At 40.0% G+C, this 26,216-nt stretch carries 32 protein-coding genes and 1 pseudogene; 22 read left to right on the plus strand and 11 right to left on the minus strand.

Annotation, left to right across the window (positions count from 1 at the left end; genetic code table 11):
- The first annotated feature begins 22 nt into the window (after positions 1 to 22).
- A complete protein-coding gene (locus BK583_RS05870; RefSeq protein ID WP_038482440.1) occupies positions 23 to 298 on the plus strand; it encodes a YutD family protein in 276 nt (91 codons plus the stop codon).
- 38 nt (positions 299 to 336) lie between these two features.
- Here the strand turns inward: BK583_RS05870 and BK583_RS05875 are convergent, their stop codons facing one another.
- Positions 337 to 582, minus strand: coding sequence for a hypothetical protein (locus BK583_RS05875; protein ID WP_038482437.1), 246 nt, complete (start codon positions 580 to 582; stop codon positions 337 to 339).
- A gap of 64 nt (positions 583 to 646) precedes the next feature.
- On the opposite strand from BK583_RS05875, the gene BK583_RS05880 reads away from it, so the two are divergent.
- The gene (locus tag BK583_RS05880) at positions 647 to 1,099 is read left to right on the plus strand and encodes a DUF86 domain-containing protein (protein ID WP_206698889.1); all 453 of its coding nucleotides are present in this window, start codon (positions 647 to 649) and stop codon (positions 1,097 to 1,099) included.
- A 2-nt stretch (positions 1,100 to 1,101) separates the two neighbouring features.
- Positions 1,102 to 1,866 (plus strand): TIGR01457 family HAD-type hydrolase, encoded by a 765-nt coding sequence (locus BK583_RS05885; protein WP_055737486.1) that lies wholly within the window; start codon positions 1,102 to 1,104, stop codon positions 1,864 to 1,866.
- 75 nt (positions 1,867 to 1,941) lie between these two features.
- On the opposite strand, the gene BK583_RS05890 is transcribed toward BK583_RS05885, so the two are convergent.
- Positions 1,942 to 2,424 (minus strand): phosphatidylglycerophosphatase A family protein, encoded by a 483-nt coding sequence (locus tag BK583_RS05890; protein WP_095150575.1) that lies wholly within the window; start codon positions 2,422 to 2,424, stop codon positions 1,942 to 1,944.
- A gap of 117 nt (positions 2,425 to 2,541) precedes the next feature.
- Here BK583_RS05890 and yutH point away from each other — a divergent pair, with 117 nt between their 5' ends.
- The 4 genes from yutH to BK583_RS05910 all read left to right on the plus strand — a co-directional run bounded on the left by yutH (position 2,542) and on the right by BK583_RS05910 (position 5,935).
- The gene (gene yutH / locus BK583_RS05895) at positions 2,542 to 3,588 is read left to right on the plus strand and encodes a spore coat putative kinase YutH (protein WP_055737484.1); all 1,047 of its coding nucleotides are present in this window, start codon (positions 2,542 to 2,544) and stop codon (positions 3,586 to 3,588) included.
- Between the two features lie 125 nt (positions 3,589 to 3,713).
- Positions 3,714 to 4,775: a threonine synthase gene (thrC, locus tag BK583_RS05900; protein WP_055737547.1), complete on the plus strand. Its 1,062-nt coding sequence runs from the start codon at positions 3,714 to 3,716 to the stop codon at positions 4,773 to 4,775.
- A gap of 2 nt (positions 4,776 to 4,777) precedes the next feature.
- Positions 4,778 to 5,668 (plus strand): homoserine kinase, encoded by an 891-nt coding sequence (thrB, locus tag BK583_RS05905; RefSeq protein ID WP_038482425.1) that lies wholly within the window; start codon positions 4,778 to 4,780, stop codon positions 5,666 to 5,668.
- A 45-nt stretch (positions 5,669 to 5,713) separates the two neighbouring features.
- Positions 5,714 to 5,935 carry a transcriptional regulator SplA domain-containing protein gene (locus BK583_RS05910; protein WP_038482423.1) on the plus strand — a complete coding sequence of 74 codons (222 nt, stop codon included), beginning with the start codon at positions 5,714 to 5,716 and terminating at the stop codon, positions 5,933 to 5,935.
- A gap of 45 nt (positions 5,936 to 5,980) precedes the next feature.
- Here the strand turns inward: BK583_RS05910 and BK583_RS05915 are convergent, their stop codons facing one another.
- Positions 5,981 to 6,199, minus strand: a complete 219-nt coding sequence (locus BK583_RS05915) for a hypothetical protein (RefSeq protein ID WP_055737483.1) — start codon at positions 6,197 to 6,199, stop codon at positions 5,981 to 5,983.
- A gap of 102 nt (positions 6,200 to 6,301) precedes the next feature.
- On the minus strand, positions 6,302 to 6,541 hold the full coding sequence (locus BK583_RS05920; protein WP_035398283.1) for a NifU family protein: 240 nt from the start codon (positions 6,539 to 6,541) through the stop codon (positions 6,302 to 6,304).
- 230 nt (positions 6,542 to 6,771) lie between these two features.
- On the opposite strand from BK583_RS05920, the gene BK583_RS05925 reads away from it, so the two are divergent.
- Positions 6,772 to 7,104: a YuzD family protein gene (locus tag BK583_RS05925; RefSeq protein WP_038482417.1), complete on the plus strand. Its 333-nt coding sequence runs from the start codon at positions 6,772 to 6,774 to the stop codon at positions 7,102 to 7,104.
- A 40-nt stretch (positions 7,105 to 7,144) separates the two neighbouring features.
- Here the strand turns inward: BK583_RS05925 and BK583_RS05930 are convergent, their stop codons facing one another.
- Positions 7,145 to 8,212, minus strand: coding sequence for an NAD(P)/FAD-dependent oxidoreductase (locus BK583_RS05930; RefSeq protein WP_038485988.1), 1,068 nt, complete (start codon positions 8,210 to 8,212; stop codon positions 7,145 to 7,147).
- Between the two features lie 393 nt (positions 8,213 to 8,605).
- Positions 8,606 to 8,770 (minus strand): annotated as a pseudogene (locus BK583_RS21260) (TetR/AcrR family transcriptional regulator); the annotation flags it as partial.
- A gap of 213 nt (positions 8,771 to 8,983) precedes the next feature.
- Between BK583_RS21260 and BK583_RS05935 the strand changes: the two are divergent.
- Genes BK583_RS05935 through dapF form a run of 3 tightly spaced genes read left to right on the plus strand, consistent with a single transcriptional unit; the run spans position 8,984 to position 10,351 of the window.
- Positions 8,984 to 9,208 (plus strand): YuzB family protein, encoded by a 225-nt coding sequence (locus BK583_RS05935; RefSeq protein WP_038485985.1) that lies wholly within the window; start codon positions 8,984 to 8,986, stop codon positions 9,206 to 9,208.
- 44 nt (positions 9,209 to 9,252) lie between these two features.
- Positions 9,253 to 9,492 (plus strand): hypothetical protein, encoded by a 240-nt coding sequence (locus BK583_RS05940; protein ID WP_038482414.1) that lies wholly within the window; start codon positions 9,253 to 9,255, stop codon positions 9,490 to 9,492.
- 7 nt (positions 9,493 to 9,499) lie between these two features.
- Positions 9,500 to 10,351 (plus strand): diaminopimelate epimerase, encoded by an 852-nt coding sequence (gene dapF / locus BK583_RS05945; RefSeq protein ID WP_038482411.1) that lies wholly within the window; start codon positions 9,500 to 9,502, stop codon positions 10,349 to 10,351.
- Between the two features lie 39 nt (positions 10,352 to 10,390).
- Here the strand turns inward: dapF and mqnE are convergent, their stop codons facing one another.
- Positions 10,391 to 11,485, minus strand: coding sequence for an aminofutalosine synthase MqnE (gene mqnE, locus BK583_RS05950; protein WP_038482408.1), 1,095 nt, complete (start codon positions 11,483 to 11,485; stop codon positions 10,391 to 10,393).
- A 213-nt stretch (positions 11,486 to 11,698) separates the two neighbouring features.
- On the opposite strand from mqnE, the gene BK583_RS05955 reads away from it, so the two are divergent.
- A complete protein-coding gene (locus tag BK583_RS05955; protein ID WP_078440065.1) occupies positions 11,699 to 11,869 on the plus strand; it encodes a Spo0E family sporulation regulatory protein-aspartic acid phosphatase in 171 nt (56 codons plus the stop codon).
- 63 nt (positions 11,870 to 11,932) lie between these two features.
- Entirely contained in the window at positions 11,933 to 12,286 is a 354-nt protein-coding gene (locus BK583_RS05960) for a HesB/IscA family protein (protein WP_035398272.1), read from the plus strand.
- Positions 12,287 to 12,570: 284 nt separating this feature from the next.
- On the opposite strand, the gene BK583_RS05965 is transcribed toward BK583_RS05960, so the two are convergent.
- Both BK583_RS05965 and BK583_RS05970 read right to left on the minus strand, forming a co-directional pair.
- A complete protein-coding gene (locus tag BK583_RS05965) occupies positions 12,571 to 13,245 on the minus strand; it encodes an amino acid ABC transporter permease (RefSeq protein ID WP_055737482.1) in 675 nt (224 codons plus the stop codon).
- An 18-nt stretch (positions 13,246 to 13,263) separates the two neighbouring features.
- Positions 13,264 to 14,091, minus strand: a complete 828-nt coding sequence (locus tag BK583_RS05970) for a transporter substrate-binding domain-containing protein (RefSeq protein WP_038482401.1) — start codon at positions 14,089 to 14,091, stop codon at positions 13,264 to 13,266.
- A gap of 211 nt (positions 14,092 to 14,302) precedes the next feature.
- Here BK583_RS05970 and BK583_RS05975 point away from each other — a divergent pair, with 211 nt between their 5' ends.
- The 4 genes from BK583_RS05975 to BK583_RS05990 are packed head-to-tail and all read left to right on the plus strand — an operon-like array spanning position 14,303 to position 19,704.
- The gene (locus tag BK583_RS05975) at positions 14,303 to 16,024 is read left to right on the plus strand and encodes a PTS mannitol transporter subunit IIBC (protein WP_055737481.1); all 1,722 of its coding nucleotides are present in this window, start codon (positions 14,303 to 14,305) and stop codon (positions 16,022 to 16,024) included.
- A 55-nt stretch (positions 16,025 to 16,079) separates the two neighbouring features.
- Positions 16,080 to 18,146, plus strand: a complete 2,067-nt coding sequence (locus BK583_RS05980) for a BglG family transcription antiterminator (protein WP_055737480.1) — start codon at positions 16,080 to 16,082, stop codon at positions 18,144 to 18,146.
- A complete protein-coding gene (locus BK583_RS05985) occupies positions 18,143 to 18,574 on the plus strand; it encodes a PTS mannitol transporter subunit IIA (protein ID WP_038482391.1) in 432 nt (143 codons plus the stop codon). Before BK583_RS05980 ends, BK583_RS05985 begins: the two co-directional genes overlap by 4 nt.
- Entirely contained in the window at positions 18,574 to 19,704 is a 1,131-nt protein-coding gene (locus BK583_RS05990; RefSeq protein WP_038482388.1) for a mannitol-1-phosphate 5-dehydrogenase, read from the plus strand. Before BK583_RS05985 ends, BK583_RS05990 begins: the two co-directional genes overlap by 1 nt.
- Positions 19,705 to 19,991: 287 nt before the next feature.
- On the opposite strand, the gene BK583_RS05995 is transcribed toward BK583_RS05990, so the two are convergent.
- Positions 19,992 to 20,987 carry an NAD(P)/FAD-dependent oxidoreductase gene (locus tag BK583_RS05995; RefSeq protein ID WP_038482385.1) on the minus strand — a complete coding sequence of 332 codons (996 nt, stop codon included), beginning with the start codon at positions 20,985 to 20,987 and terminating at the stop codon, positions 19,992 to 19,994.
- A 250-nt stretch (positions 20,988 to 21,237) separates the two neighbouring features.
- Between BK583_RS05995 and BK583_RS06000 the strand changes: the two genes are divergently transcribed.
- From BK583_RS06000 to BK583_RS06010, 3 genes are all read left to right on the plus strand, one after another.
- A complete protein-coding gene (locus tag BK583_RS06000) occupies positions 21,238 to 22,440 on the plus strand; it encodes an NAD(P)/FAD-dependent oxidoreductase (protein ID WP_038482382.1) in 1,203 nt (400 codons plus the stop codon).
- A 121-nt stretch (positions 22,441 to 22,561) separates the two neighbouring features.
- Positions 22,562 to 22,888 (plus strand): YuiB family protein, encoded by a 327-nt coding sequence (locus BK583_RS06005; protein ID WP_055737479.1) that lies wholly within the window; start codon positions 22,562 to 22,564, stop codon positions 22,886 to 22,888.
- A gap of 85 nt (positions 22,889 to 22,973) precedes the next feature.
- Positions 22,974 to 23,597, plus strand: a complete 624-nt coding sequence (locus tag BK583_RS06010; protein WP_038482377.1) for a 3D domain-containing protein — start codon at positions 22,974 to 22,976, stop codon at positions 23,595 to 23,597.
- A gap of 31 nt (positions 23,598 to 23,628) precedes the next feature.
- Here the strand turns inward: BK583_RS06010 and BK583_RS06015 are convergent, their stop codons facing one another.
- Complete coding sequence (locus tag BK583_RS06015; protein WP_038482374.1) at positions 23,629 to 24,102, minus strand: divergent PAP2 family protein; 474 nt, start codon at positions 24,100 to 24,102, stop codon at positions 23,629 to 23,631.
- A gap of 139 nt (positions 24,103 to 24,241) precedes the next feature.
- Between BK583_RS06015 and BK583_RS06020 the strand changes: the two genes are divergently transcribed.
- Positions 24,242 to 25,726 (plus strand): leucyl aminopeptidase, encoded by a 1,485-nt coding sequence (locus BK583_RS06020; protein WP_055737478.1) that lies wholly within the window; start codon positions 24,242 to 24,244, stop codon positions 25,724 to 25,726.
- Positions 25,727 to 25,861: 135 nt separating this feature from the next.
- Positions 25,862 to 26,143 carry a hypothetical protein gene (locus BK583_RS06025; RefSeq protein ID WP_038482368.1) on the plus strand — a complete coding sequence of 94 codons (282 nt, stop codon included), beginning with the start codon at positions 25,862 to 25,864 and terminating at the stop codon, positions 26,141 to 26,143.
- The last annotated feature ends 73 nt before the right edge of the window (positions 26,144 to 26,216 follow it).

Genomic DNA, 26,216 nt, shown 5'->3' on the forward strand with positions numbered 1-26,216 from the left:
GAAGTGAATTGAGGTGGTTTAGATGTTAACCATTTGTGGCCAACATTATGAAGTTGTTCAAGACGAAAAAGAAGGCTGGGACGAAGAAGCTTTTAAAGCACGTTACAGCGATGTCTTAACAAAATACGATTACATTGTCGGTGATTGGGGTTACAATCAACTTCGTCTTCGTGGTTTTTTCGAAGACAAAAATAAAAAATCAACGTTTGATAAAAAAATAAGTACGCTACCTGATTATTTGTATGAATACTGTAATTTTGGCTGTGCCTATTTTGTTGTGAAACGAGTTAATAATTAAGAAAAAAGCTCATCGACTAAGCCGACAAGCTATATAGGTTACTCATCATGAGTTGGGTGGTGGCTTGGATACTTTCGTGGCTGATGAGCGTGTTGATCTTTGTCATTATAATTAAAAGCACTATATTCTCGCTGATCCTTTTCCCACGGTGTTGATTTATTTTCAACTGGAGTATCTTTATGAATGGGTGAACCATAAGGCCCTTCAGGAGTTGCTTCTGGAACAATATATTGATGAGAAGCTTCTACATTTTTGAAGTCATGGTAGTCGTCTTTTTTTGCCATTCGATCTCCTCCTTTAAGAACATTATGCCCAGAAGCGAGAGAAAACATAAAACGATCAGGAGGAATGATTGTGTATTTTGTTGACAGAAAACGGATTGAACAAGTTCTTACATACATGGAAGAGGTAACGCAATATATAGAGTCTGAACCGTTACTAACGGATAAAAAAAGTGGACTTGCTCTTGAGCGTGCCGTAGCCGTTTTAATTGAATCCATCATTGATGTAGGGAATCAGCTCATTGATGGCTTTATTATGCGTGATCCTGGAGGGTACGAAGATATTATTGATATCCTCGAGGATGAAACCGTTATTACTGGCCAAGAGTGTGTTGAATTGAAAAGAATCATCCAGTTACGAAAAACACTTGCGTACGAATACACGACAATTGATCATCATCAGCTTTATCAAACGGTAACTGAGCAGCTAAAAGGGGTAAAGCATTTTCCACAAGCTGTCCGAGTGTATTTAAAAAATGAATTAGGCGTCATTACAGCCTTTCTTCCGGAGGAACAATAAAGATGTTCAACCAGTATGAAAGTTATTTGTTTGATTTAGATGGCACTGTTTACAATGGCGAAAAACCAATCGATAGCGCCATTTCGTTTATTACTAAACTGAATCAAAAGGGAATTCCGTATGGCTTTATTACAAATAATTCAACAAAAACACCAGAACAAGTAGCCGATAAGCTTCGCAAGTTTGGTCTTCATGTGGAAGCAAATCAAGTTGTAACATCTGCTTTAGCAACGGCTCTCTATGTAAAGAAAAATGTAAAAGAAGCCCGCGTGTTTATTATTGGAGAAATAGGGTTAGAAACGGCTTTTTCGTCATTTAATAAAGATCACATGAAGCCAGATGCCGTTATTATTGGCCTTGATCGACACATCACTTACGAGAAGATGAGTCAAGCCGCTCGATTAGTAAGAGAAGGAGCTCTTTTCATTGCCACAAATCCAGATCGCATGCTGCCGTCTGCAAATGGGCTTGTCTGTGGAAATGGCGCAATCGTTGCTGCCATTTCCTATGCTGCGCAGAAAGAGCCGATAACAATTGGAAAGCCAAATAAAGAAATTATTACATTGGCATTAGAGCAGCTCCAGTTTCAAAAAGATAAAACTATTTTAGTTGGCGACAATTATGAAACAGACATTATGACAGGTATTCATGCAGGTATGTCTACTTTGCACGTAAAGACAGGCGTGACCCTCGATTGTTCCAACTTTGAAAAACAACCAACTTTTTCAATTTCCTCATTAGATCGCTGGCAATTGGAAGAAGTTTAGTAAAGAGAAGACGATTTCCTTCACTAGATGGGAAATCGTCTTTTTTTCACTTATCGGGCGTATGTGAGGTTTGTTTTATTCTGTGTTGGCTTCTCGGTGAGCTAAACGGCTTGATGCTGCAGCGGCAATGGCACCAACAATGTCATCTAAAAACGTGTGACATAAAGGCGAATGCTTATTGTTTAACTTTTTAATAATGCCAGGTTTCATTTTATCCACGTAACCATAGTTGGTAAACCCAATTGACCCATAAACATTCACGATGGATAAAGCAATGATTTCATCAATTCCGTATAAACCTTCATCTCTTGCTAAAATGGATTGGAGTGGTTCATCCAGGAGCTTCTTCTCTGTTAATTTATCAAGTTGAATACCAGTGATAATCGCATTCTGAACTTCTCTTTTTGATAATACTCGATCAATATTTTCAATACATGCTTCCATTGTTAAAGAAGGGTGGTAATAGCTTTGTAACTCATAAACAAGTTCTGCGATTTCCTCTATTGAAACGCCTCGTTCCACTAAAAGATCCCGCGCCGTTCTTTCGACAGAATCCATATGATCCCCCATCTCTCTTGCGTGAGTAAGTCGTTCCTTATAGTTTACGTTGTCATACACATTTTATGCGATTAGGTCATAGACTAGTAAAGACTACATAAGAGAGGAGGCATGTTCATGCTTGAACGCAATTTGTATGATCATTATAAATTGTACTGTACGGAACGATTTTCAATTGGAGAGTTTGAAGGGTTTCAGGCAAATCAAGAATCCTATTTAATTATTCCGAAGGACGAACTGCAGATGGAGGAGTCGCAAATGCTTGCCTTCTCTGAATATATGAGAAGTGTTGGTGATGATTCAGTACTTGAACTGGTTCAAAATCGTTCGAATCAGCCCTCCACTCTGATTGATGGTTCTGAAGTGTATGTATTTAAAATTCCCAATGTTCGAGAGGACCGGAGTGTACGCATTCGTTCCACGCAAGATTTAGGAGGACAACTTCGTGATTGGCATGTAAAAGGTCAGCAAGGTGCTGTGAACTGGACAACGTTGACAACTGGTCGTTGGCCAACCATTTGGGAACAGCGTCTAGAACAACTTGAAAATTGGTATGCGCAAAAACGAGCAACTGGACCGACCTCAACAACAGATGAAGTGTTTTTATATACGTATCCTTACTTTATGGGCGTAACGGAAAACGCCATCCAATACGCTGTAGACACAGAGCTAGATATTCCAATGGAACCAAGGGATAGTGGCACGATCTGTCATAGCCGTTTTAAAGACACATCGTGGTTAAAAGTATCAGAGAGTGGCCAAATTATTAAGCTGCCAACAACGTTTTTGTTTGATCATCCAGCTCGTGATTTAGCTGAATGGATTCGCGATCGGCGTGTACAGCCTGAGGAAAGACATTCACAGATGAAACAAGCGATTTCTCTTTTTTTAAGAGGATACGAAGAAACACAGGTGTTATCTCGCTATTCTTGGCAGTTAATGTATGCTCGTTTGCTTTTTCCACTTTACTATTTTGAATTAATCGAACAATATTACAGAGCGCAAATGCCACAAGAGCAGCTTCAATTTGCTTCCGATATTGAGTCATTTCTCGACAAAGAAAAAGAAAATGGCGCTTTCTTAAATGAGCTAGCAGAAGAAGCCAAACTTCATCGCTACCAGTCTATTCCAGAATTAGATTGGATCATTGGTCAAAAAATTTGAATTTTCCACTTGAAAAGCATCCCAACTGACGATATAATGTCCATTATATAAAGACAATAGTTCTTCTGGAAAAGACTAATTGGTTTTAGCCAAGACCAGAGGGATAAGGAGTGGGGTAGTTGTTGATGTGGAAGGGTTTATTGCAAGAATATAAGGCTTATTTACCTGTGCAAGATCAAACACCTAAGCTTTCTCTTGGAGAAGGAAATACACCACTCGTTCATTTTGAACGTTTATCTGAGCGATTGGGCATTGATTTGTACGGAAAGCATGAAGGTGTTAATCCAACAGGCTCGTTTAAAGATAGAGGCATGGTGATGGCAGTCGCAAAAGCCGTTGAAAAAGGCAAGACCGCTATTATGTGTGCTTCAACAGGAAATACTGCTGCATCGGCTGCAGCATATGGAGCGAAAGCAGGACTAAAGGTATTTGTTGTTATTCCTAAAGGGAAAATTGCTCAAGGTAAACTAGCTCAAGCGGTGATGTTAGGTGCGGAAGTAATTGAAGTGGATGGGAACTTTGATCAAGCATTAAAAACTGTAAGAGAAGTAACCGAGGATTCGTCCATTGAACTTGTAAACTCTGTTAATCCATATCGATTGCAAGGTCAAAAAACAAGTGCTTTTGAAATTTGTGATCAATTAGGTTCAGCTCCAGATGTGCTGGCTATCCCAGTAGGAAATGCAGGGAATATTTCTGCTTATTGGTTAGGGTTTAAAGAATACCATCAACGATTTCAAACTGGCTTACCTAAACTATTTGGCTTTCAAGCAGAAGGGGCAGCGCCGATTGTTCGAAATAAAATCATCGACAATCCTGAGACGATTGCGACTGCGATTCGTATCGGCAATCCAGCAAGTTGGTCAACAGCAACACTCGCAGCGAAAGAATCACTAGGGTTGATTGATATGGTGTCGGATGAAGAAATTATTGAAGCATACCAAGAACTGGCGAAAAATGAAGGCATTTTTGCGGAGCCAGGGTCATGTGCTTCAATTGCCGGAATCAAAAAAGCTGTTGCAAATGGTCAACTTTCTAAAGGATCAAAAGTGGTTGCTGTATTAACTGGAAATGGGTTAAAAGATCCTGTCACAGCGATGGATGTATCACCGTCTGAGCGAGTGGTACTGGATCAAACAAGTGAAGCATTTAAAGCGTATCTGCATGGAAAAGAAATGGTGGTGTAACAATGTTAGCAATGACAATTCCAGCAAGCACAGCAAACTTAGGACCAGGCTTTGACTCAATTGGAATGGCGTTAGACCGCTATCTTCACGTAGATGTAGAACGAAGCGACTCATGGTCCTTCCATTGCGATAATCCAGGGCTTGAAAACTTAGGACCAAACAATTTAATTTATCAAGCAGCAGCATTTACAGCGAAACATTTGGAGACGTCGCTTCTTCCTTGTCGTGTTTCCATGAAAAATGATATTCCGCTCTCAAAAGGGTTTGGGTCAAGTGCAGCAGCGATTGTTGCTGGTATCGAGATTGCTTGCTATTGTGCGGATCGAACCGTTTCTCAAAAAGAAAAAGTGCGCATTGGTTCTCTATTTGAAGGGCACCCAGATAATGTGGCACCTTCCATATATGGCGGCTTAATTGTAGGGGCTCACCGAGATCATCGTACAGACATTATTCACGTCTCAGAGCCGAAAGTTGAGTTAGTCGCACTCATTCCTCCTGAAATTCTAGAGACGAAAAAAGCACGAGGGATTTTACCGAAGCAACTTCAATTTAAACAAGCTATCCAGACAAGCGCATTATCAAATGTTATGACAGCTGCTATTCTAGCGAATAATTGGAGTCTAGCCGGTGAATTAATGATGGAAGATTTGTATCATCAACCCTATCGCAAACACCTTATCCCCCACTGGTCTGACATCATGAATTTTGTAAAGGACCATCGTTTTTCGTATGGCGCTGCTTTAAGTGGGGCAGGTCCAACGGTATTGTGTTTTGTGGAGCAAGGTAGTGGAAAACGCTTCGCCAAAGAAGTTCAACGTCGTTTTCCATATTATCAAGCAGAAGTTGCAAGACCAGCTACAGTTGGAACAGCACTATCTGTTGTGCAAGCATAGCTTTCCTAACAGTAGGCATACTACTGTGAAAAGGAGGCGAATGCTATGCTACAAGTAAATGAATTGAAAGATGGTCAATCGGTTTTTGTTATTTATAGTAATCCCCACACCCCCACTGTTGCAACAATACAGGAAGGGTATATATCGGTTGACGCCCTCGGAACATCGGTTGTTGTGTACGACTATTATCATACATTAGAAGAAGATGATGCGGTTTTTGCTTCTTATGAGGATGCAGAGCAAGTTTATAACCAATATATCATGTAGAGAAAAAAGGAGAAGGGTTGTTTAAGCCCTTCTCCTTTGCCCGCATTAACGTTCTCTCTCTTCTTCTTCTCTTTCCCTTTCAAGCGCGTCAATACTCAATTCTCGATTACGCTTCTTTTCAATCAACGCTCGTTTTTCGTCAGGATGCAATTCTGCAGCATGTTCGGTCTTGTACAATTCAGCCTCGTGCATCCGTCTTTTCGTGTCTTCAATAACGGATTGAATTTTTCTTGCGTTGTCGCTACGATTGTCGTTATTCGTCATCGTGTTGTCACCTTCCTTTAGTAGAAGTGTTCTACAAAAGAAGAAAACTATGTACACAAAAAAGCAGTAAAGCGTCTGCTTTACTGCTGAATAGACTGGTGATTAGAATACTTGCTCGATTTCAACTACCCCTGGAACTTCCTCTAAAAGGGCACGCTCAATCCCAGCTTTTAACGTAATTGTAGAGCTTGGGCAAGATCCGCAAGCACCAAGTAGACGTACTTTTACGATCCCGTCTTCCACATCAACAAGTTCAACGTCTCCGCCATCACGTAGCAAAAACGGACGAAGCTTATCCAATACCTCTTGCACTTGCTCCATCATATCTGTGCTTGTTTCCATTAGGAATCACTCCTTTCATCATATTCTCATTATAATCGCCTAAATGAAAAAAATCCATGCATCTGCTCAATTATTTTAGATTCGTACCAACGTTTAGTTGTAAGTTAAGCTAAAATAGCTCTTCTTACTTGTACAGGTGAACTTATTAAAGGAGAGAGAAGGAATTATGACCTTTTTAATAGCTTCTAAAACGTATCTCATGTAAGCTAATAGGAAAGAGTATTGAAAGGATGAGGTGGGTGCAAAAAATTGAGTTTACGGTTTATGGAGCAGAGCAAAAGTGTGCTTCTTGCGTACATTTGCCAAGTGCCTTAGAGACAAAAGATTGGTTAGAAGCAGCATTAACCCGGAAATTCCCACATGAGAATTTATCGTTTCACTATGTCGATATCGAGGCCCCACAAACTGAACAAGAAAAAGAGCTAGCAGAAGCCATTTTAAATGAAGAGTATTTCTATCCATTGCTGGTAGTCAACGGAGACATTCTTGCAGAAGGAAATCCTAGTTTAAAAGTGGTTACACAACGAGTAGAAGCCATTCTTTCTGCCTCTTCCCATCAGTAAAAAGCGCTAAAGGAGTAAGTTCCTTTAACGCTTTTTAGTATCAACCGCTGTGGTACTTATACATCCAAAGCACGCCACTTTTTAAAATCCGCGCTACACGGCCAGTAAGTGGACGTTCGCCCATCATACCAAAACCATGTTTCTTGCCTAATGAGCCTAAAACCCCTTTAAGCTTAATGCGAGGCATTTCTTCAGGTAGAGGTTCTTCTTTCCATTGATGCTTTAAGATGGTTACGATTTGTTCTGCTTGCCCCTCTGCAAGCTGTGCACTTGGTGCATGAGGTAAGCTCGCACAATCTCCGACAACGAAGATATCAGGGTGATTTGGGATAAAATGTTGTGGTGTTAATTTGATGCGTCCAGATCGATCCTTTTCTACATCTAAATCGCGAACGACCTGAACAGGTTGAACACCAGCAGTCCAAATAACTGCGTCACTTTCTATTCTTTCATCATGATTGTAGAGTGCACCTGGTTCTACTTTCGTAATGTTTGAATTGTTGCTGACATCAACACCATGTTCAACAAACCAATTTTGAACATATGCGCTTAATTTCTTAGGAAACTGACTCATAACGGATTCGCCACGATCAAATAATTTAATTGAAAGGTCAGGTCGGCTTTCACGTAATTCACTTGCTAATTCTACGCCGCTCAAGCCAGCACCAACAATGGAAACAACACCTTCTGGTCTAACATTATTTAGCGCTTCATACGTTCGACGAGTTGCACTCATAGTTTGAATACTGTACGTATACGTATCTGCACCAGGCACACCGTGATATTTATCAGTGCACCCCAAACCGATAACAAGTTTATCGAAAGGAAGTGTTTCGCCGTTGTTCAACTCAATCGCGTGATCTTCAGCGTGGATAGCAGTGACAGTTGCGTATTTAATGTGTAGGCGAGCATCTTCTGGGAATGTCACTCGTAAATGATGATCTGATGCAGTTCCAGCTGCAAGTGCATAGTATTCGGTTTTTAAACAATGATAAGGCATTTCATCAACGAGAATAATTTCCCAGTCTTTTGGTAAGTCATTAGGTAGCAGTCGTTGTAAGACACGCATACCACCGTAACCTGCTCCAAGTACAACAAGTTTCTTCATAAGTAGAGATCTCCTTTTAAGCGAAATTGCGTTAAAACTAGTTTCTATTAAGGACATAGCTCGATGGACAAGTCCTATTCTTGTGGATTCTTGATGGAAAGCACTCATCGTATAGGTAATATGACTGTTAATAATATGAGCGTAATGCTCTCTTTCTTTTAGTGATAGTGTTTCGTAGGCTCGTTCTAACAGCTCAACCCAATAGGTGTGCAAGCGCTTTTCATTTTCAATTACATGTTTCAACGTTTGAATTGTTAAGCTAGGATGAATATCATAATCCTTTAGTAAGAAGAGTAAGCATGAACGAATGTGCGTTAAGATTGTGTCAGAAGAAAGGTTCTCATGTTGTTGATTCAATAGTTCTAACAATTGTTTCTCAAATAGAGCATGTAGAATGGATTCTTTTGTAGGAAAGTGGTTAAAAAATGTACCTTTCGCTACATGTGCGCCTTTTGTAATTTCTGCAACGGTTGTTTCTTCAAAGCCGTTTTCATAAAATAAGGTATGTGCAGAATGAAGTATGGCAGAACGTGTTTTGTTTTTTTTCGATTGATTCATTTTTAAAAAACCGCCTAAAATTACGGTTTGTTTTTTCACCTCGGTTACGAGTGGTTGATGCTGAAAATGACTCTGGTCAGTTTTGATTATACCGATTGTGCTTTCATTCGACAACCCAAAATGGACACTTTCTTCTTTTACTAATGCAATTGATTCAGATTGACTTTACAGTAGTGACAAAGTAGCATAAAAAAAGAGGTGAATGAAGTGAAGATGTTGATTGAGTGCTGTATGAACAATATTCATAATGGAACAGGTGAAGTCTTGAAAGCTTTCCATTCACTTCCCCACGTTGAGATAGTGGAATATGGTTGTTTAACACAATGTGGCATATGTCGCCAAGAGAATTTTTTGTTCATAAATGGTACATTTGTTGCTGGCGAGACCCCAGATCAATTACTAGAAAAGATAAATAAGATGTGCTTTACTTTAACATAACGCATTTGAATGAGTATTGAACTAGCAATAGAGGAGGAAACCCGTTGCACCCTTTACCATTTAGTCACACATGGCCTTATGAAGTACAAGGCAAAGATATTTATATTGAAGAATGTCCTTTTTGTCAGCAGGAACATGTGTTAACGAATATGAAGCAAAAAGACGTGAAACGAGCAAAAGAACAGTTTAAAGTCCGTTTAAATATGCCTTGCTGTCATACGGTTATGACGATAGTAGAGGCAGATGATGATTATTTCTGGGCTGATCAACCATTAAGAGGGTGAAACAAAAATGAAATTTACAAAAATGCATGGGTTAGGAAATAGCTATATTTACATCAATATGTTTAATGAAGATTTACCCGAAAACAAATTAAGTGAAACCGCTGTACAGTTAGCAGATAAGAATACAGGTATCGGAAGTGATGGGATGATCTTGATCTATCCATCACACACAGCAGCAGTTAAAATGAGGGTGTTTAACAATGATGGTTCAGAAGCAAAGAACTGTGGCAATGGTTTGCGCTGTGTAGCGAAATATAGCTATGAACATGGACTTGTAACAACGACTTCTTTTACTATTGAAACATTAGGTGGGAATGTTGAAGCAACTGTTTCAGTTGATCATGAAAATTGTGTTCAATCTATAACGATTAATATGGGACAACCACGCTTAGTGGCAAAAGACATTCCTATGCAACATAAGCAGAGTGAAGCAATGGTTATTAACGAAGCGATTTCAGTGAACCATCAAGACATCTTAGTAACCGCCATCTCTATGGGAAATCCACATGCCGTTCAATTTATTGACTCCATTGAAAAGGCTCCAGTTGAAGAAATCGGTCCCCTACTTGAAAAGCATGAACGATTCCCTGAATGGGTAAACGTTGAATGGGTCGAAGTTGTTAGCCCGAAAGAAATTCACTTTCGGGTGTGGGAAAGAGGTTCCGGTATAACCCAGGCGTGCGGAACAGGTGCTTGTGCAGCCGTAGTGGCAAGCGTTTTAAATGGCTATTTAGAGAAAGAATCTGAGGTTACCGTGCACTTATTAGGTGGCGATTTACAGATTACGTGGAAAGAAAATGGAGATGTCTGGATGAAGGGCCCTGCTGAATATATATGCAGTGGTGATGTGTACGTATAGAAAGAAAGCTTGTGGCCTTGTCGCCACAAGCTTTTTTGTTTAGTATTCTTTAATAATGTTGTAGAACGTATCCCGCTCAACCGGATTTTTTCCGGCACTTTTAATCATATGAATCAATTCTTTTCTCGTAATACCGGCAGATGTTAATGCACCGACAGAATGAGAAATTCGTTCTTCAATTAATGTACCATGGATATCGCTTGAACCAAATGTTAATGCCATTTGTGTAAGTTGAACACCAATATTAATCCAATAGGCTTTAATATGAGGGAAGTTATCAAGCATTAAGCGACTAACTGCAATGGTTCTCATATCGTCGTAAGCAGACGTTCGTCTATTTAACCCAGCTTTCACGTTTCTTGGCTGCATCGCTAGTGGGATAAATACCATAAACCCATTTGTACGGTCTTGAAGCTCACGTACCCGCTGCATATGAATCAAGCGTTCTTCTTTTGATTCAACTGAGCCATAAAGCATAGTGGAGTGCGTACGTAAACCAAGATTGTGGGCTGTTTCATGTGCTTCAAGCCATTGGTCAGTAGAAGCTTTCTCAGGGCTCATAATGGCACGATAGCGCTCCGTTAGGATCTCGGCACCGCCACCTGTAAGTGTTGAAAGACCAGCATCCATTAATGTTTGAATTACTTCTTTCATAGAAATGCCTGCGAGACGGGAGAAAAATTCGATCTCAGCGCCAGTATATGCTTTTACTGTTACATGTGGATAATGTTTCTTTAATGTTTTAACGATATTAACATAATAGTCAAAGCCGACTTCATTGTTATGACCACCAACAATATGAAATTCTCGAATATTATCGTTCCAACGGTCAGAAACGTATTTTAACAACGCTTCTTCATCCATAGTGTAGGCACCTTCTTCACCTGGCTTCCGTTTAAACCCGCAAAAGCCACAGTTTGCCTCACATACATTTGTTGGATTGATATAGAGGTTTTCAATAAAATAAACGTTTTGACCATTCTTTCTTTCGTTTACAAGATTAGCTAATTGAGCAACACCAAGCAAATCTGGTGTTTCGTATAATGTTAGACCATCTTCTATGGATAAGCGTTCACCGTTCAAAACTTTCTCTTTTACGTTTTGAAGGTTTGTGTCTGTCAAAAGCACACTCATCTTCGGAATCCTCCTTTAAAACATCGCTTGATGCACCTAACGAAGTCTTTTTGTTGATTTCACATTCTATTATACTACTACACTTTTAAGAAAGAAAGGAACGTGAAACAGACACAAGGAAGAAAATAAGTAGAATGACTTATTGAAAGACGATAGGTGTCCGATGTAATATACAGGTTGGTGAATACTTATAAAATTGAGGTGTGAGGTAAAATGAACGTACGGAATGACCTATGTTTGGAAAGGCTAGAGTTGTTGCGGAATCAAATGCTGCAAGCGGCTAAGCGTCATGGTTTAAATCATCCTCTTGTACTGACATACAGCGAACAAATTGACGATATACATAATCGATTAATGCGTAAAGACCAATCACCCTTAGAGTAGAAAAACTTGAGTATAAAAACAAAAGGGTCTATACTATAGGAAAGAAATAAGGGAGGCACGAACATGATTACTCTTACAGATGCAGCGGCAGCACAAATTCTTTCCATGAAGAAAGAGGAAGGCGACGAGTCATTAAAGCTCCGAATCGGTGTACAGGGCGGAGGCTGTTCTGGTCTTTCCTATGGCATGGGCTTTGATGATGAGAAGACAGAGGACGATACAGCATTCCAAGTGAATGGAATTGATGTTATTGTTGATCAGGAAAGTGAACCAATTATTAAAGGACTAGTCATTGATTATAAACAAAATATGATGGGTGGCGGCTTTACGATTGATAATCCTAATGCGATTGCCAATTGTGGATGTGGCTCTTCATTTAGAACCGCAACAAATGCCGGTACACCAGAAAATTGTTAAAACAAAGAGGCTGGGACAAAAGTAGATAGACAGACCAAAAAGACGAACATTCCTAAAAATAGGAACGTTCGTCTTTTGTTTTCTATGAAAATGAGCGGAAGGAGAATCCGAAGACTCCTGGGGGATCAGCACGTGTCTGAAGACTCTGGAGTGGCGGTTTTCCACGGAGGAGGCTGAGACCGTGTCCCCGGAAAGCGAAGGATTCTCCTGTAGCGGTGCTACTCAGCATAGTTTAGACTATTCGTCTTTTCAAATACTACTTTTCGTTATGTCCCAGCCTCTTCTTATTTTTGTTCTGGTTCCAAGTAATGATTGTAGCGTTTTTCTAAATACCGTTGTAGCCAAGAGAGCAACGAGCATACACCCCAGTAGATAAGCGCTGCAACAACAATAACGGTTAAATAATTGAATTCACGACCACCGATTATGCGTGCTTGATACATGAGTTCGGGCAACGCAATGGTAGAGGCAATCGAAGTGGATTTAATGAGTGTTAAAAAGACGTTGCTTAATGGAGGCAGCGCAATACGAATCGCTTGTGGCAAAATAATATAGCGCATTGTCTGCCATTTTCTTAACCCTAATACAGAACCAGCTTCATGCTGTCCTGCAGGTACGGAAGAAAGTGCTGAACGGTTTACTTCCGCGATATAAGCGGAAGTATTTAAACTAAAGGCGACGATTGCTGCAGTGACAGTGCTTAAACTAAACCCAAGTTCGGGTAGTGCGGCGTAAAGAAGAAAAAGTAGAACAAGGATCGGTACACCGCGATTAAAGGAAATGAAAAGCATACTTGGCCAGCGAAAATAAACATGCTGGGACATCCTACCTAAAGCTAGAAAGAAGCCAAGTACTAAAGCAATAGTCATGCTTACAACTGCGACGAGCATGGTATATTGAAGTCCCTTTAAAATATAGGGAAATGATTCAATGGCAAGTGTCAGATCAAAAGAACTCATTCTTAAACACCCTTTACATTATTCAAAATCAATATCAGGAAGTTGAGTGACATCATAGCCATCAAAAAACTCTTCAGACAGTGATGTAGCTGTTCCATCCTCGATTAGCTGCGTAATGGCATCGTTTATCGCTTCAAGTAAAAGAGGCTCGTTTTTAGCAAGCATAATACCTTGCTCGCTTGGATCGTAAAAGAGCGTCGGATGTACTTGAACATCTATATCTGTTAGATGATTAACTGTAATGGATTGAAGGTAATAATCGTTTAGAATAACGTCTCCTTGACCATTCTCAACGGCTCTTAAATAGACGTCATTTGTGACATTATCAAAGAACTTTGGCGTTGCGCCGTATTCTTCAGCTTTTTGCATATAGGTCGTATTCATTGCTCCTAGCGCAATTTTTCCATCTAAGTCTTCCAACGTTTCAATTCCAGACAGATCTTCTTCACGAACAATGGCACTTCCGAACGAGTATTTATACGGAGTAGAAAAATCAAAGTTTTGTTCACGCTCATCTGTTTTTGTAAGACTATTGGCTGCAATATGAACACGGCCACTATTTAAGGCCTGTGTCATTGTATCTACTCCAATTTCCTCAAATTCAACTTCAACATCAAGGATGGAAGCAATTTCCTTAACCAGTTCCACTTCATAACCAGTCAATTGATCATCTTCCGAATGGTAAGAAGTCGGAAACAAAGTACCAGCCGTAGCAACTGTCATCGTTCCCGATTCTTGAATGGCATTCCAAGCTGTGTTTTCAGATGCTATATTGTCTTCATTTGATCCGCAAGCGGTAAGGAAAACCGTCGCAATCAAAGAAGGAAAAATAAGTTTTTTAATCATCGTAATTCCCCCTAATTCTATGTCCTTTGTAAGTATGCAACGAAAGTATAAAACAATCAAGTTGAAAACAGTTTCTTCTATTATAAAAGAAAGCACTTTTAACAGTTTTGTCGCAACGAGTGCGACGAAATTGTATTTTCCTTTTCTTGAAGGGCAAGCTATTCGTGGATACAATGCAAGTAAAGTACTTACTTGAATAGGAGGAACGAATATGACCGAGAAAAAAAGCATCCGATCCCGTGTACAACGATTCGGAAGTAATTTAAGCAGCATGATCATGCCAAACATTGGCGCGTTTATTGCTTTTGGTACTATCACAGCTATTAATGCATTCTTCTTTATACAAACTTTAGATAACATGGTTGTACCAATGATCTACTACTTGCTACCACTACTAATTGCTTATACAGGTGGTAAGTTAGTTCATGATATGCGCGGTGGTGTAGTAGGGGCAACCGCAGTAATGGGTGTCATTGCCGCTGTACCAGACGCACCAATGTTTATTGGAGCAATGATTATGGGGCCACTTGGTGGTTATGCCATTAAAAAGTTTGACCAATTGGTTGATGGGAAGATTAGACAAGGGTTTGAAATGCTTGTTAACAACTTCTCGGCTGGATTAATTGGTGCTGCTTTAGCAGTAATAGGATCACTCCTTGTAGCACCAATTGTAAAAGGACTGACAAGTGCGCTAGGAGCAGGGGCAGATTTTCTTATCTCTACTGGCTTATTACCGCTTGTAAGTATTATTATTGAGCCAGCAAAAATCTTGTTCTTAAACAATGCCATCAATCATGGCGTGCTCGTACCTTTAGCAGCAACACAATTTGAAACTCTTGGTAAATCAATCTTTTACTTATTAGAAGCTAACCCTGGTCCAGGTTTAGGTATTTTACTAGCGTTTATGATATTTGGTAAAGGTGTTGCTCGAGGCTCTGCATATGGAGCTGGTATCATTCATTTTATTGGTGGTATTCATGAAATTTACTTCCCTTATGTATTAATGAAACCATTAATGTTTCTCGCCGTCATCTTTGGTGGTGCATCTGGAGTATTTGTATTTAACCTCTTCCAAGTTGGTTTAGTTGCTCCAGCTTCACCAGGAAGTATTATTCCAATCATGGCTTTAACAGCACAGGGAGATTATCTAGGTGTTATTTTAGGAGTCTTAGTGGCGACGGTTGTTTCCTTTGTAATTGCTTCTCTTATCCTCCGCTTCGACAAAAAAGGCGAGGAAGACAATATTGAGGAAGCACAAGCAAAGATGCAAGATATGAAAGGTAAGAAATCTTCTGTTGTTTCAACAAGCGGTTCAAAAACAGGAAATGGATACGAAAACGTTTCATCTATCATCTTCGCATGTGATGCTGGTATGGGTTCGAGTGCAATGGGTGCGTCCATTATGAAAGATCGCGTGAAGAAAGCAGGAATTGAAGGCGTGTCGGTTTCGAATACGTCCATTAGCAATATTCCAGATAGTGCCGATCTTGTGATTACCCATAAGGATCTTACCGAGCGTGCTAAGCAAAAGAATCCATCTGCTATACACGTATCTGTGGATAATTTTATGAATAGCCCACGCTATAATGAAATTATTGAAGATTTAAAAGGTGGTCAATCGATAGAGGAGCCTGTTTCATCAGAAGCGACAAAAGAAGAAGTTGATAAAATTATCTTTGCGTGTGATGCCGGAATGGGGTCAAGTGCAATGGGTGCCTCTTTATTAAAAAATAAGTTTAAGAAGGCGAATATTGAGGGTATTCATATATCTAATACAGCAATTAATTCTATTCCGTCGGATGCTGACATTGTGATTACCCATAAAGACTTAACGGAGCGTGCAAAACAAAAACAGCCAAACGCTGAACACATTTCCGTGGAAAACTTCATGAACAGTCCGAAGTATGATGAGTTAATTGAACGCTTGAAATAAAAAATAGCATCCCTAACTCTAGGGGTGCTTCCTGCTGTAATTGGAGGTTTTTATTGTGTTCTTAACGGCGAGAGAGCGTATTCTCATAAAAACGCTTCTGGATCATGAACTGGGATTGAGTATAAAAGAACTAGCGGATATAGCTTCGGTTAGTCTCCGTACCGTTCAACGTGATTTAAAGGACGTTGAAAATACGCTTAGAACAAATGAATTGACGTTACAACGAAAGCCGCATGTCAGGATACTTGGCAAATTAGATGCGAAACAAAAGCTTGCAAATAAATTAGCGGATAATAAACAAGAGCATTTAACGGCAGAAGAGCGAGTGAGTCTACTCATTGCGACCTTATTGGATGCAAAAGAACCAGTAAAGCTTTATGCCCTTGCAAAAGAGTTAGACGTTGCCGTAGCAACTGTCAGTTCTGACTTATATAAGGCGAGTGAATGGCTTGAACATTTTGGGATTGATCTTGTGCGAAAAAGAGGGTTTGGGGTTGAAGCAATTGGAACCGAAACGTCTATTCGACGAGCAATGTCGGCTGTTCTTTCAGAGCATTTAACGGAAGAAACGTTTTACCACGCTGTTTTCTCTGAAGAGTTACAGCAAGAAGTAGCGAATCGCTTGCTTCATTTCGTTGATCTAGGGACAATACGAAACGTCCAGAAAACATTAACACAACTTCATGCCGAAGCTTTAGAGCGACTAACCGACCAATCGTATATTGCTCTTGTTGTCCATATTACGTTAGCAATCGAGCGTATCCGTCAAGGTGAAAAGATTCAAATGGACGCTACCCAGCTAGAAGTGCTTCAACGAGAAAAAGACGTGTTGCCGTTAGCGCAGAGCTTGGCAAAAGCACTTGAGAAGACGTTTCACATTCATATTCCAAAAGAAGAAGTCGGCTATTTAGTTATGCATTTACGAGGAACAAGAACATCTCAACCAATTGAAGAAACATTTATTAAAGGGAACCCTGAGCTGTCTTATCGGGTAAAAGCGCTTATAAGAGAAATGGAAGAGGCATTGCGTATTTCTTTTAGCGATCCTTCGTTTTTTCAAGGTCTTCTTGCACATTTAAGACCAACCATTTATCGAGTTGAGCAGCATATGAAAATACACAATCCGCTTCTCGACAAAATTAAAGCAGACTACGGACCCCTTTTCAATGTAACAAAAGAAAAAGCAGGAAAAGTGTTTTCACCAATTGAGCTACCAGATGAAGAAATTGGTTTTTTAACGTTACATTTCGGTGCAGTCATTACAAGAAATCGTAACCGTGGACCCATTCGTGCACTTGTTGTCTGTTCAAGCGGAATAGGATCAGCACGTATGCTTTCTAGTCGAATTCGGGATGTATTTCCTGAAGTGCAATCAATTACGTTAGCCTCACTATTAGATTTAAACCAATATGATCCTCATTCCTTTGATCTATTTTTGTCTACGGTTCGTATTAATGAGCGGAAGCGTCAAGCCATCCATGTAAGTCCTGTTTTAACAGACAATGAAGTGAAGATGATTCGAACGTCTTTAGATCGACAACATGAACAACCGCCAATGGTAACCGTTCCTTCAGTAAGAGAACTACAGACACCTGTAACGATGAAAGACATTACAACAATGAGCTTGTTTATGGAGCAAGTTCTTGATTCTGTGTTTCATTGTCAAATTGACATCATTGAGGGCGGTCTTGATAACGTCATTAAGGATCTTGAAAAAAAAGAGAAACTAAAAAGACATGACGAGGTGCTTAAGGCTTTAAGGGAGCGAGAGGAACTTGGAGGATTAGCAATTCCAAATGCGGGTATGGCTTTATATCACACACGTACAGAAGATATAGTTGCGCCTGTTTTTGGGATACTAACATTAAACCGATCCACATCTGTGTTATCAATGGCAGGAGAAAAAGAAGACATTGCTAGAGTGATTTTGATGCTGGCGCCTCTTGATTTAACTGAGCAACAGCTTGCTTACATGAGTTACTTAAGTATCTTGTTAATTGAATCCGAAGAACAAACGAAAATCTTTAAAGAAGAAACCATTTCAAGTATCCAATCGTTGCTTGAAGAAAAAAGTAAATCATTCTTAATTCGATATATTAACGAAGGAGTCGATACACTATGAGTATTTTAAAAGAAGAAAACATCCGTTTACACGTGAACGTAAGCTCTAAAGAAGAGGCCATTCGTCAAGCTGGAGAAATTTTAGCTGAACAAGGTTACATTAGTGAAACATACATTGATAAAATGTTTGAACGTGAAGAGGTAACGTCTACGTACATGGGAAATTTACTTGCAATACCTCACGGGACAGAAGATGCTCGAGATGAAGTTCGTTCTTCTGGGTTATCCATTCAGCTATTAGAGGAAGAAATGGATTGGAACGGAAATCCTGTACAGTTAGTAATCGGTATTGCTGGAAAAGGAGACGAGCATTTAGCTATTCTTTCTCAGATCGCCATTGCTTGCTCGGAAGAAGAAAATGTTCGAGAACTACTTAAAGCGAAATCTGAAAAAGACGTACTTGATTTTTTCTCTGAGGTTGCTGAATAATGAAGGCTGTTCATTTCGGGGCAGGAAACATTGGTAGAGGCTTTATTGGTGCTTTGTTAGCTGATGCTGGCTACCACGTACAATTTGTTGATGTGAATGATACCGTTATTCAAGCATTAAATGAGCGTGGTAGTTATACCGTTCATGTTGTTGGAGAAGAGCATACGACGTTTACTGTGGACAATGTGTCCGGAATCAACAGTAAAGAAAACGAAGGTGCTGTAATAGAAGCGATTCAAGATGCTGATGTGATTACAACAGCTGTAGGACCGCATATTTTGCCAATGCTTGCTAGCACAATTGCCAAAGGGTTGCTTGCGCGTAAAGGGGTAAAGCCGGTTAATATTATTGCTTGTGAAAATGCGATTCGCGCTACGTCGCAGCTGAAAGAAGCGGTCATCGAAAAGCTAGGTCAAGCTGAATGGGAAACGATTCAAGAATACACAGGCTTTGCGGATGCTGCTGTAGATCGTATTGTACCAAATGTACAGTCTGACGACCTTTTAGCTGTCACAGTGGAACCATTTTTTGAATGGGTGGTGGAGGAGCCGTCATTAATAGGTGATCCTGTATCACTAGGTGAAGCGAAACTGGTTGAAGATTTAGCTCCTTTTATCGAACGAAAACTGTTTACAGTCAACACAGGACATGCTGTAGCTTCTTATGCAGGATTTCGAGCAGGGATTGAAACGATTAAAGAGGCATTAGCGAGTGATTATATTAAACATCGTGTACGCGGGGCTTTGAATGAAACAAAAGCCATTCTTGTTGACGATCATGGATTTGACCCTGATGAACAGGAAGCATATATTGATAAAATTATTACGCGATTTGAAAATCCTTATTTAGAGGATAAAGTTCAGCGCGTCGGTCGAGGTCCTATTCGTAAATTAGGAGTAAAGGATCGTTTAGTCAAACCAGCAAAGGCATTAGCGGAAAAAGGCTTGCATCCTGAATCACTTGTAGAAACGATTGATGACGCTCTACACTTTTATGATGAAACAGATGAGGAAAGTGTAAAGCTTAAACAGCTCATTGAGGAAAAAGGGAAAATCGGGGCATTTACAAGTATAACGGGCATCGAAGACTCACATCCTCTTGTTGAATTACTACGAAAACGACATGAATAAAGAGAAGAGGCTGGGACAAAAGTAGATAGACAGACCAAAATGACGAACATTCCTGAAAATAGGAACGTTCGTCGTTTGTTTTCTATGAAAATGAGCGGATGGAGAATCCGAAGACTCCTGGGGGATCAGCACGTGTCTGAAGACTCTGGAGTGGCGGTTTTCCATGGAGGAGGCTGAGGCCGTGTCCCCGGAAAGCGAAGGATTCTCCTGTAGCGGTGCTACTCAGCATATTTTAGACTATTCGTCTTTTCAAATACTACTTTCAGTTATGTCCCAGCCTCTCCTTCTTATTCAAAAAGGCTTGTTGAGTGACCAGGGAAGACACGGGCTTTTGGATCAATATAAACTTTTGCGTTGTTTACAGCTGTTGGGGCTTCACCAAAACCAGTAGCAATGAGTTTTACTTTTCCGTCGTACGTACTCACATCACCAGCAGCGTAAACCCCTTCAATCGTTGTTTCCATTTTGGAATTCACTTTAATTGCATTTTTATGAATGTCTAAACCCCATTCTTTAATTGGGCCTAGGCTAGAAACAAAGCCAAATGTGACAACAACATCGTCTACATGAATGGTTTCAGTTTCTTCTCCTTTTACTTTCGTGAATGTAAGTGATTCAACGCGTTCACCGTTACCATGAAGTGCTGTTGTTTCAAATGGAGTTAACAAACGCACTTTCGACTTCTTCAGTAATTCGACGCTATGTTCGTGAGCGCGGAACTCATCACGTCGGTGTACAAGGGTTACCTCTTTTGCAATTGGCTCAAGCATGAGTGCCCAGTCAACAGCAGAGTCGCCACCGCCAATTACAACAACGCGTTTTCCAGTAAACGCGCTTAAATCACGTATGAAATAATGAATATTTTTATCTTCATATTGCTCAGCATCTGCTACTTTTAGTTTCCTCGGAGCAAAAGCACCAGCACCAGCTGTAATTAACACCGCTTTAGTTGCATGAGATTGCTTATTTGTGGTTAATGTAAATGTATCGTCCTGTTCCTTTACCAATGTTTGAACAGCTTCCTCTAATGCAAGTGTAGGATTGAATTGTTGGGCTTGAGCAGTTAACTGATCAACAAGGTCCTGCGCTTTTACATTTGGAAAACCTGCCACATCATAAATATATTTATCTGGATACAGTGCTGAAAGTTGACCACCTAGTTGAGGCATACTTTCAACAACTTTTACTTTCATTTGACGCATACCTGCGTAGAAGGCAGCAAATAGTCCGGCTGGACCACCGCCGATAATCGTTAAATCATACAAATCTTCTCTTTCTTCCAATGTGTTACACCCCCGACTGAATTGAGATCCTTTCTCATTATACATGGAGGAAGAAACAAATACAAAGGACAGGAATGAAAGATAATTTTTTTGTATATTGGAGTTGAATTTTGAAGAAAAAACGAATATTATTAGAGTGTTGGATTATATGACGATTCTATGAAATTCCTTTGTTGTGAATAAGAACGTGAAATTTCTCACAAACATTAACGCCATAAGAAATAAAATACTAAATTGGAAGTGATTTGAAGTGAACAAAGCAAAGATCGTTATCGCAGGTGCTGGATATGGTGGAATGAATACCGCTGTAGCGTTGTCAAAAAAATTAGGGCACAACGAAGCATCCATTACACTTGTTAATAAGCACGACTACCATTATCAAACAACGTGGTTGCATGAACCAGCAGCGGGAACAATGGACCCAGACCGTACTCGAGTTAAGATTTCCGATGTCTTAAATACAAACAAAGTGAATTTCGTTCAAGATGAAGTACTAGAAATTAAAACAGACAACAAAAAAGTGATGCTTAAAGATGGTGAGCTAGATTACGACTATTTAGTTGTATCGTTAGGTGCAGTATCAGAAACATTTGGAATTCCAGGTGTTCATGAGCATGCCTTTACAAAATGGACGTTAAACGGCGCGCGTCAAGTGAAAGATCACATTGATGCCCAGTTCGCTAACTATAACAACACAGCTGATCCTCATGAAGGCATGTTAACATTTGTAGTAGCTGGCGCTGGCTTTACAGGTATTGAATTTATCGGTGAATTATCTGAGCGTATTCCAGAGCTGTGTAAAAAATATGATGTACCACGTGAAAAAGTTCGTTTATTCGTAGTGGAAGCAGCTCCAAGTGCCCTTCCTGGTTTTGATCCAGAGCTTGTTGAATACGGAATGAACTTGCTTGAAAGTCGTGGCGTTGAGTTCAAAATTAACACACCTATTAAAGAAGTTACAGCATCAGGTGTTATCGTTGGAGAAGGCGAAGAGATTAAATCTGAGACAATCGTGTGGGCGACAGGAGTTCGCGGAAATCCAGTTATTGATCAATCAGGTTTTGAAGCGAATCGCGGACGTATTAAAGTGGAGCCGGATTTACGTGCACCAGGCTTTGATGATGTCTTCGTAATCGGTGACTGTGCGCTGATTATTAATGAAGAAATAAACCGTCCTTACCCGCCGACAGCACAAATTGCCATGCAAATGGCTAAAACATGTGCGAATAACATCGTAACACTTAACAAAGGTGGTTCAAACCTTGAGAGCTTTAAGCCAGATATAAAAGGTACTGTAGCTTCTCTTGGTGGAAAAGAAGCAATTGGTGTTGTTGGTTCGAAGAAAATTTACGGTGGAACAGCGAACTTCATGAAAAAAATGATTGATAACCGTGCCTTATTCATTCTTGGTGGACCAATGCTTACCCTTAAAAAAGGAAAGTTCCCTCTATAAAATGGATTTGAGGATTATTAAAAAACAGTATGGCGAATAAGCCTTACTGTTTTTTCATGAGTGTAGATTCATATTGACTTTAGGAAGCGCTTTTTCGTACACTGAGAGGGGAGGATGGACAATGGAAGGTTTACATATTTTACAATTAATTGTATCAATTATACTGTTTTTTATTTTATTTGCCGGAATTGGCTTTCTATTAAATATGGTATTACGATTAACATGGATTATGGCATTTGTATACCCAATCGTTGTACTGCTCATTGTGAACAGAGCACCTTATGGAGCATTTATTCAACAGCCTGGGGAGGCATTTACACAGCTATTCGAGCGATTATCGTCTCTATATGTTGCAGACATCATTGTGTTAACGAGTGGTTTTTTAGGTGCTATTGCCGCTGGGATAATAATGAAATTACTAAGAAAAGCAGGCTATCAAATGTTTTAAAACAGACTAACACAAATGGTCTGTTTTTTTTTGCATAATGTTCTCTCTACTGGAAAAGCTGTAGTAGAGGAGTGTGAAATGAAGCATGTATGGTAATTCAACGTTTAAATGGGCATTTCGCCTACTAATGAGTGCATTGTTTATAGGCGCAGTGTTTATGACAATTTTTGTTTTTACTAATGTACCTTTTTCTAAACTTTATGTGCAAGACGTGGGAGAAAAGACGCTTCATGAACATGATCGATCGATACCAGGGTTAACCGTGCCTACTTATACGTTAATGGAACAAGAATTAGAGACAAGTGACTACCATCGTGTTCATGTGACAGCGACAGGCTATACTGCTGGTGAAGAATCGACTGGGAAAAATCCAGGAGACCCCGCTTACGGCATTACGTATTCTGGATTGCCAGTTTTAAGAGATTCTTATTCAACAGTGGCGGCTGATCCCACGGTATTTCCTTTGGGAACCGTATTGTTTATACCTGGATATGGTTATGGCGTTGTAGCTGATACAGGATCGGCTATAAAAGGAACCAAAATTGACTTGTACTATGATTCCATTGAAGATGTCTTTAATGAGTGGGGAAAGAAAGATTTAGATGTTTTTGTAATAAAAGAAGGAACTGGAAACATTACACAAGAGGAATTAAACCAATTAAATGAGCGGACTACTATTCATGATTTTAAGCGTACCCGTGAAACCTAAAAAAACAAGCTCACTGACAGAGCTTGTTTTTTTATATAGAGCCTAAAAGTGGATAAAGAACAAAGGCGAGAATAATCCCTAGTACCGCCCCAAAGAAAACTTCAATTGGTTGGTGTCCAAGCAGTTCTTTTAATTTTTGTTCGTTTTCCTTTTTCGGCCATGTTTTGACTTCTTCAACAAGGCGATTAAAGTCTAATACGAGTTGATTTAACACGGTTGCGTGATACCCAGCATGTCTTCTGACACCAGTGGCATCAAACATGACAATAACAGCAAATACGGCTGAAATGGCAAAGAGAGAAGAGTCTAAACCATGTTCGATTGCAATAGCTGTTGATACCCCTGTTACTGCAGCCGAATGGGAACTCGGCATACCGCCTGTACTCGTTAGAAGCGATAAGTCTAGCTTACGGGTAGCAATAAATGCGAGAGGAATCTTAATCGCCTGAGCTAATACGATCGCAATTAACGCTGTCCAAAGCGGATAGTTCTGAAAGATTTCCATAGTGTCTTCCTTTCGCTCTTCTCGTTAATCATAATGAGGCTATTATAGCATACCGAAACGGTGATTGCCCGGCAGTACGATTTGTTTGAGACATTTTTTTTACATGCTATACTAGTTTTTAAAGAGAGGAGTTGTAAGGATGTTTAAAGAAAAAGCACAATGGAATGTTGGGCAACTAGACGAGGAAGTGCTCGTATTAGCCGTTTGGAGTAAAGGTGAGTTTACACAAGGGGTTCAAGCGATTGATCGTGAAATGAATGAACAGTTAACCGAATTGTCAAAGCAGAAAGCGTTTCCTATAAAGAAAGGAGAATGTATAGACTTTTTCACACTAGGGACGGTAGGAGCAAAAAAAATCTATGCGGTTTATTTAGGCAAGCAAGGGGAGCTACATAAAGACGAATTGCGTCATGCGCTTGGTAACGTTGGATTGAAATTGAAGAAAGAAAAAGTAGGACAAGTTGGGTTTGTTGTCGATAGCTTCTTACAAGGGGGATTATCAACGGATGAGGTTGCATTTACCTTTGGAGAAGCCCTTGCGTTAAGTTCTTACGATAAAGTGACGTATAAAGAAAAAAGCAATGAAGTGAAGAAAAACCTTTCAGCCGTTAGCTTTTACGTAGACGAAGAAGGTTTCACAAAACAGGCAGAGCTTGGATATACATATGGAGAGGGCGCAAACACTGCTCGTCGATTAGTTAATATTCCTGGAAATTTGTTAACGCCGACAGATCTTGCTCACGAAGCGAAAGTTCTTGCTGAAAAGCATGGGTTCGACTTTCATGTGCTTGAAGAAGATGAAATGGAATCTCTTGGCATGGGTGCGCTTCTAGCTGTTTCGCAAGGAAGTGATCAAGAAGCGAAAATGATTGTCATGCGCTATAACGGTAATAAAGACAGCAAAGAAGTAACGGCACTTGTCGGAAAAGGATTAACGTTTGATGCAGGTGGATATTCTCTTAAGCCTGCTGCCAATATGCATACAATGAAAACAGATATGGGTGGAGCTGGTGCTGTCCTTGGCGCTATGGATATCATTGGTCAAACAAAGCCGAAGCATAATGTTCTTTGTGTCATTCCTTCTAGTGAGAACCTAATCAATGGTTCAGCAATGAAGCCTGGTGATGTATTAAGAGCAATGAATGGGAAAACAATAGAAGTACGAAATACAGATGCAGAAGGTCGACTCATTCTTGCAGATGGCGTAGCTTATGCTGTACAGCTTGGTGCAACGCGTCTAATTGATGTGGCAACATTGACAGGCGCATGTGTGGTCGCCCTTGGTCATGAGACAACAGGAGCGGTTACAAATGACACCGAGCTGATGGAACGTGTAAGACGCGCTGGTGAAGAAACAGGTGAACCTGTCTGGGCGTTTCCAAACAGCCAACCTTACAAGGATATGCTTAAAACAAGTGATGTTGCCGATTTGAATAACGCTCCTGGTCGAGCTGGTGGAAGCATTACAGCTGGCTTATTTATTGGAGAGTTTGTTGGCACTACGCCTTGGGTCCATTTAGATGTTGCTGGCACAGCTTCTAAAGACAAAGGATCATCTCTTGGACCAGCTGGGGCGACGGGTATTATGGCACGAACACTTGCATGGTTTGTGGCTCATTCATAAAAAGCGATTAACAAATCGTAAACAGATAAATAGAGATTAATACTTGTACCGTCAGAAGCATATCGTTATAATGAAGGGTATTAATGAGTGGAACCTATTCAAGCAGAACGTTTCTGTATGAGGAAGGGGAACAAAATGATTGATACTGCTTATGTGGAGATAAAGTGTGCACGTGAGCTTTATGCCGCAAGTCGAAAATATCGAGTCTTTATTAATGATCACTTTGTAGGGTCGTTAAAACGTAGGCAAAAAATGACGATTGAAGTACCAGCAGGAACCCATAAACTTTTCGCAACAAATGACGCATCTTTTACGGAGACCCTTGAATTATCCATTCAAGAAGGTGACAAAGTCTCTTATCAGTTAAAAGGGTGTCGCGATAAATCATTATCTTTTACAAAAATCCTAGCAATATAAACAGTATAGAAAACCGAGAGGCTAAATAAGTCTTTCGGTTTTTTTCGTCTTGACAAAAGAATGGAAAGGGTGA

It is taken from the genome of Shouchella oshimensis, from assembly GCF_002019765.1.
Classification (GTDB): Bacteria; Bacillota; Bacilli; order Bacillales; family Bacillaceae_D; genus Shouchella; species Shouchella oshimensis.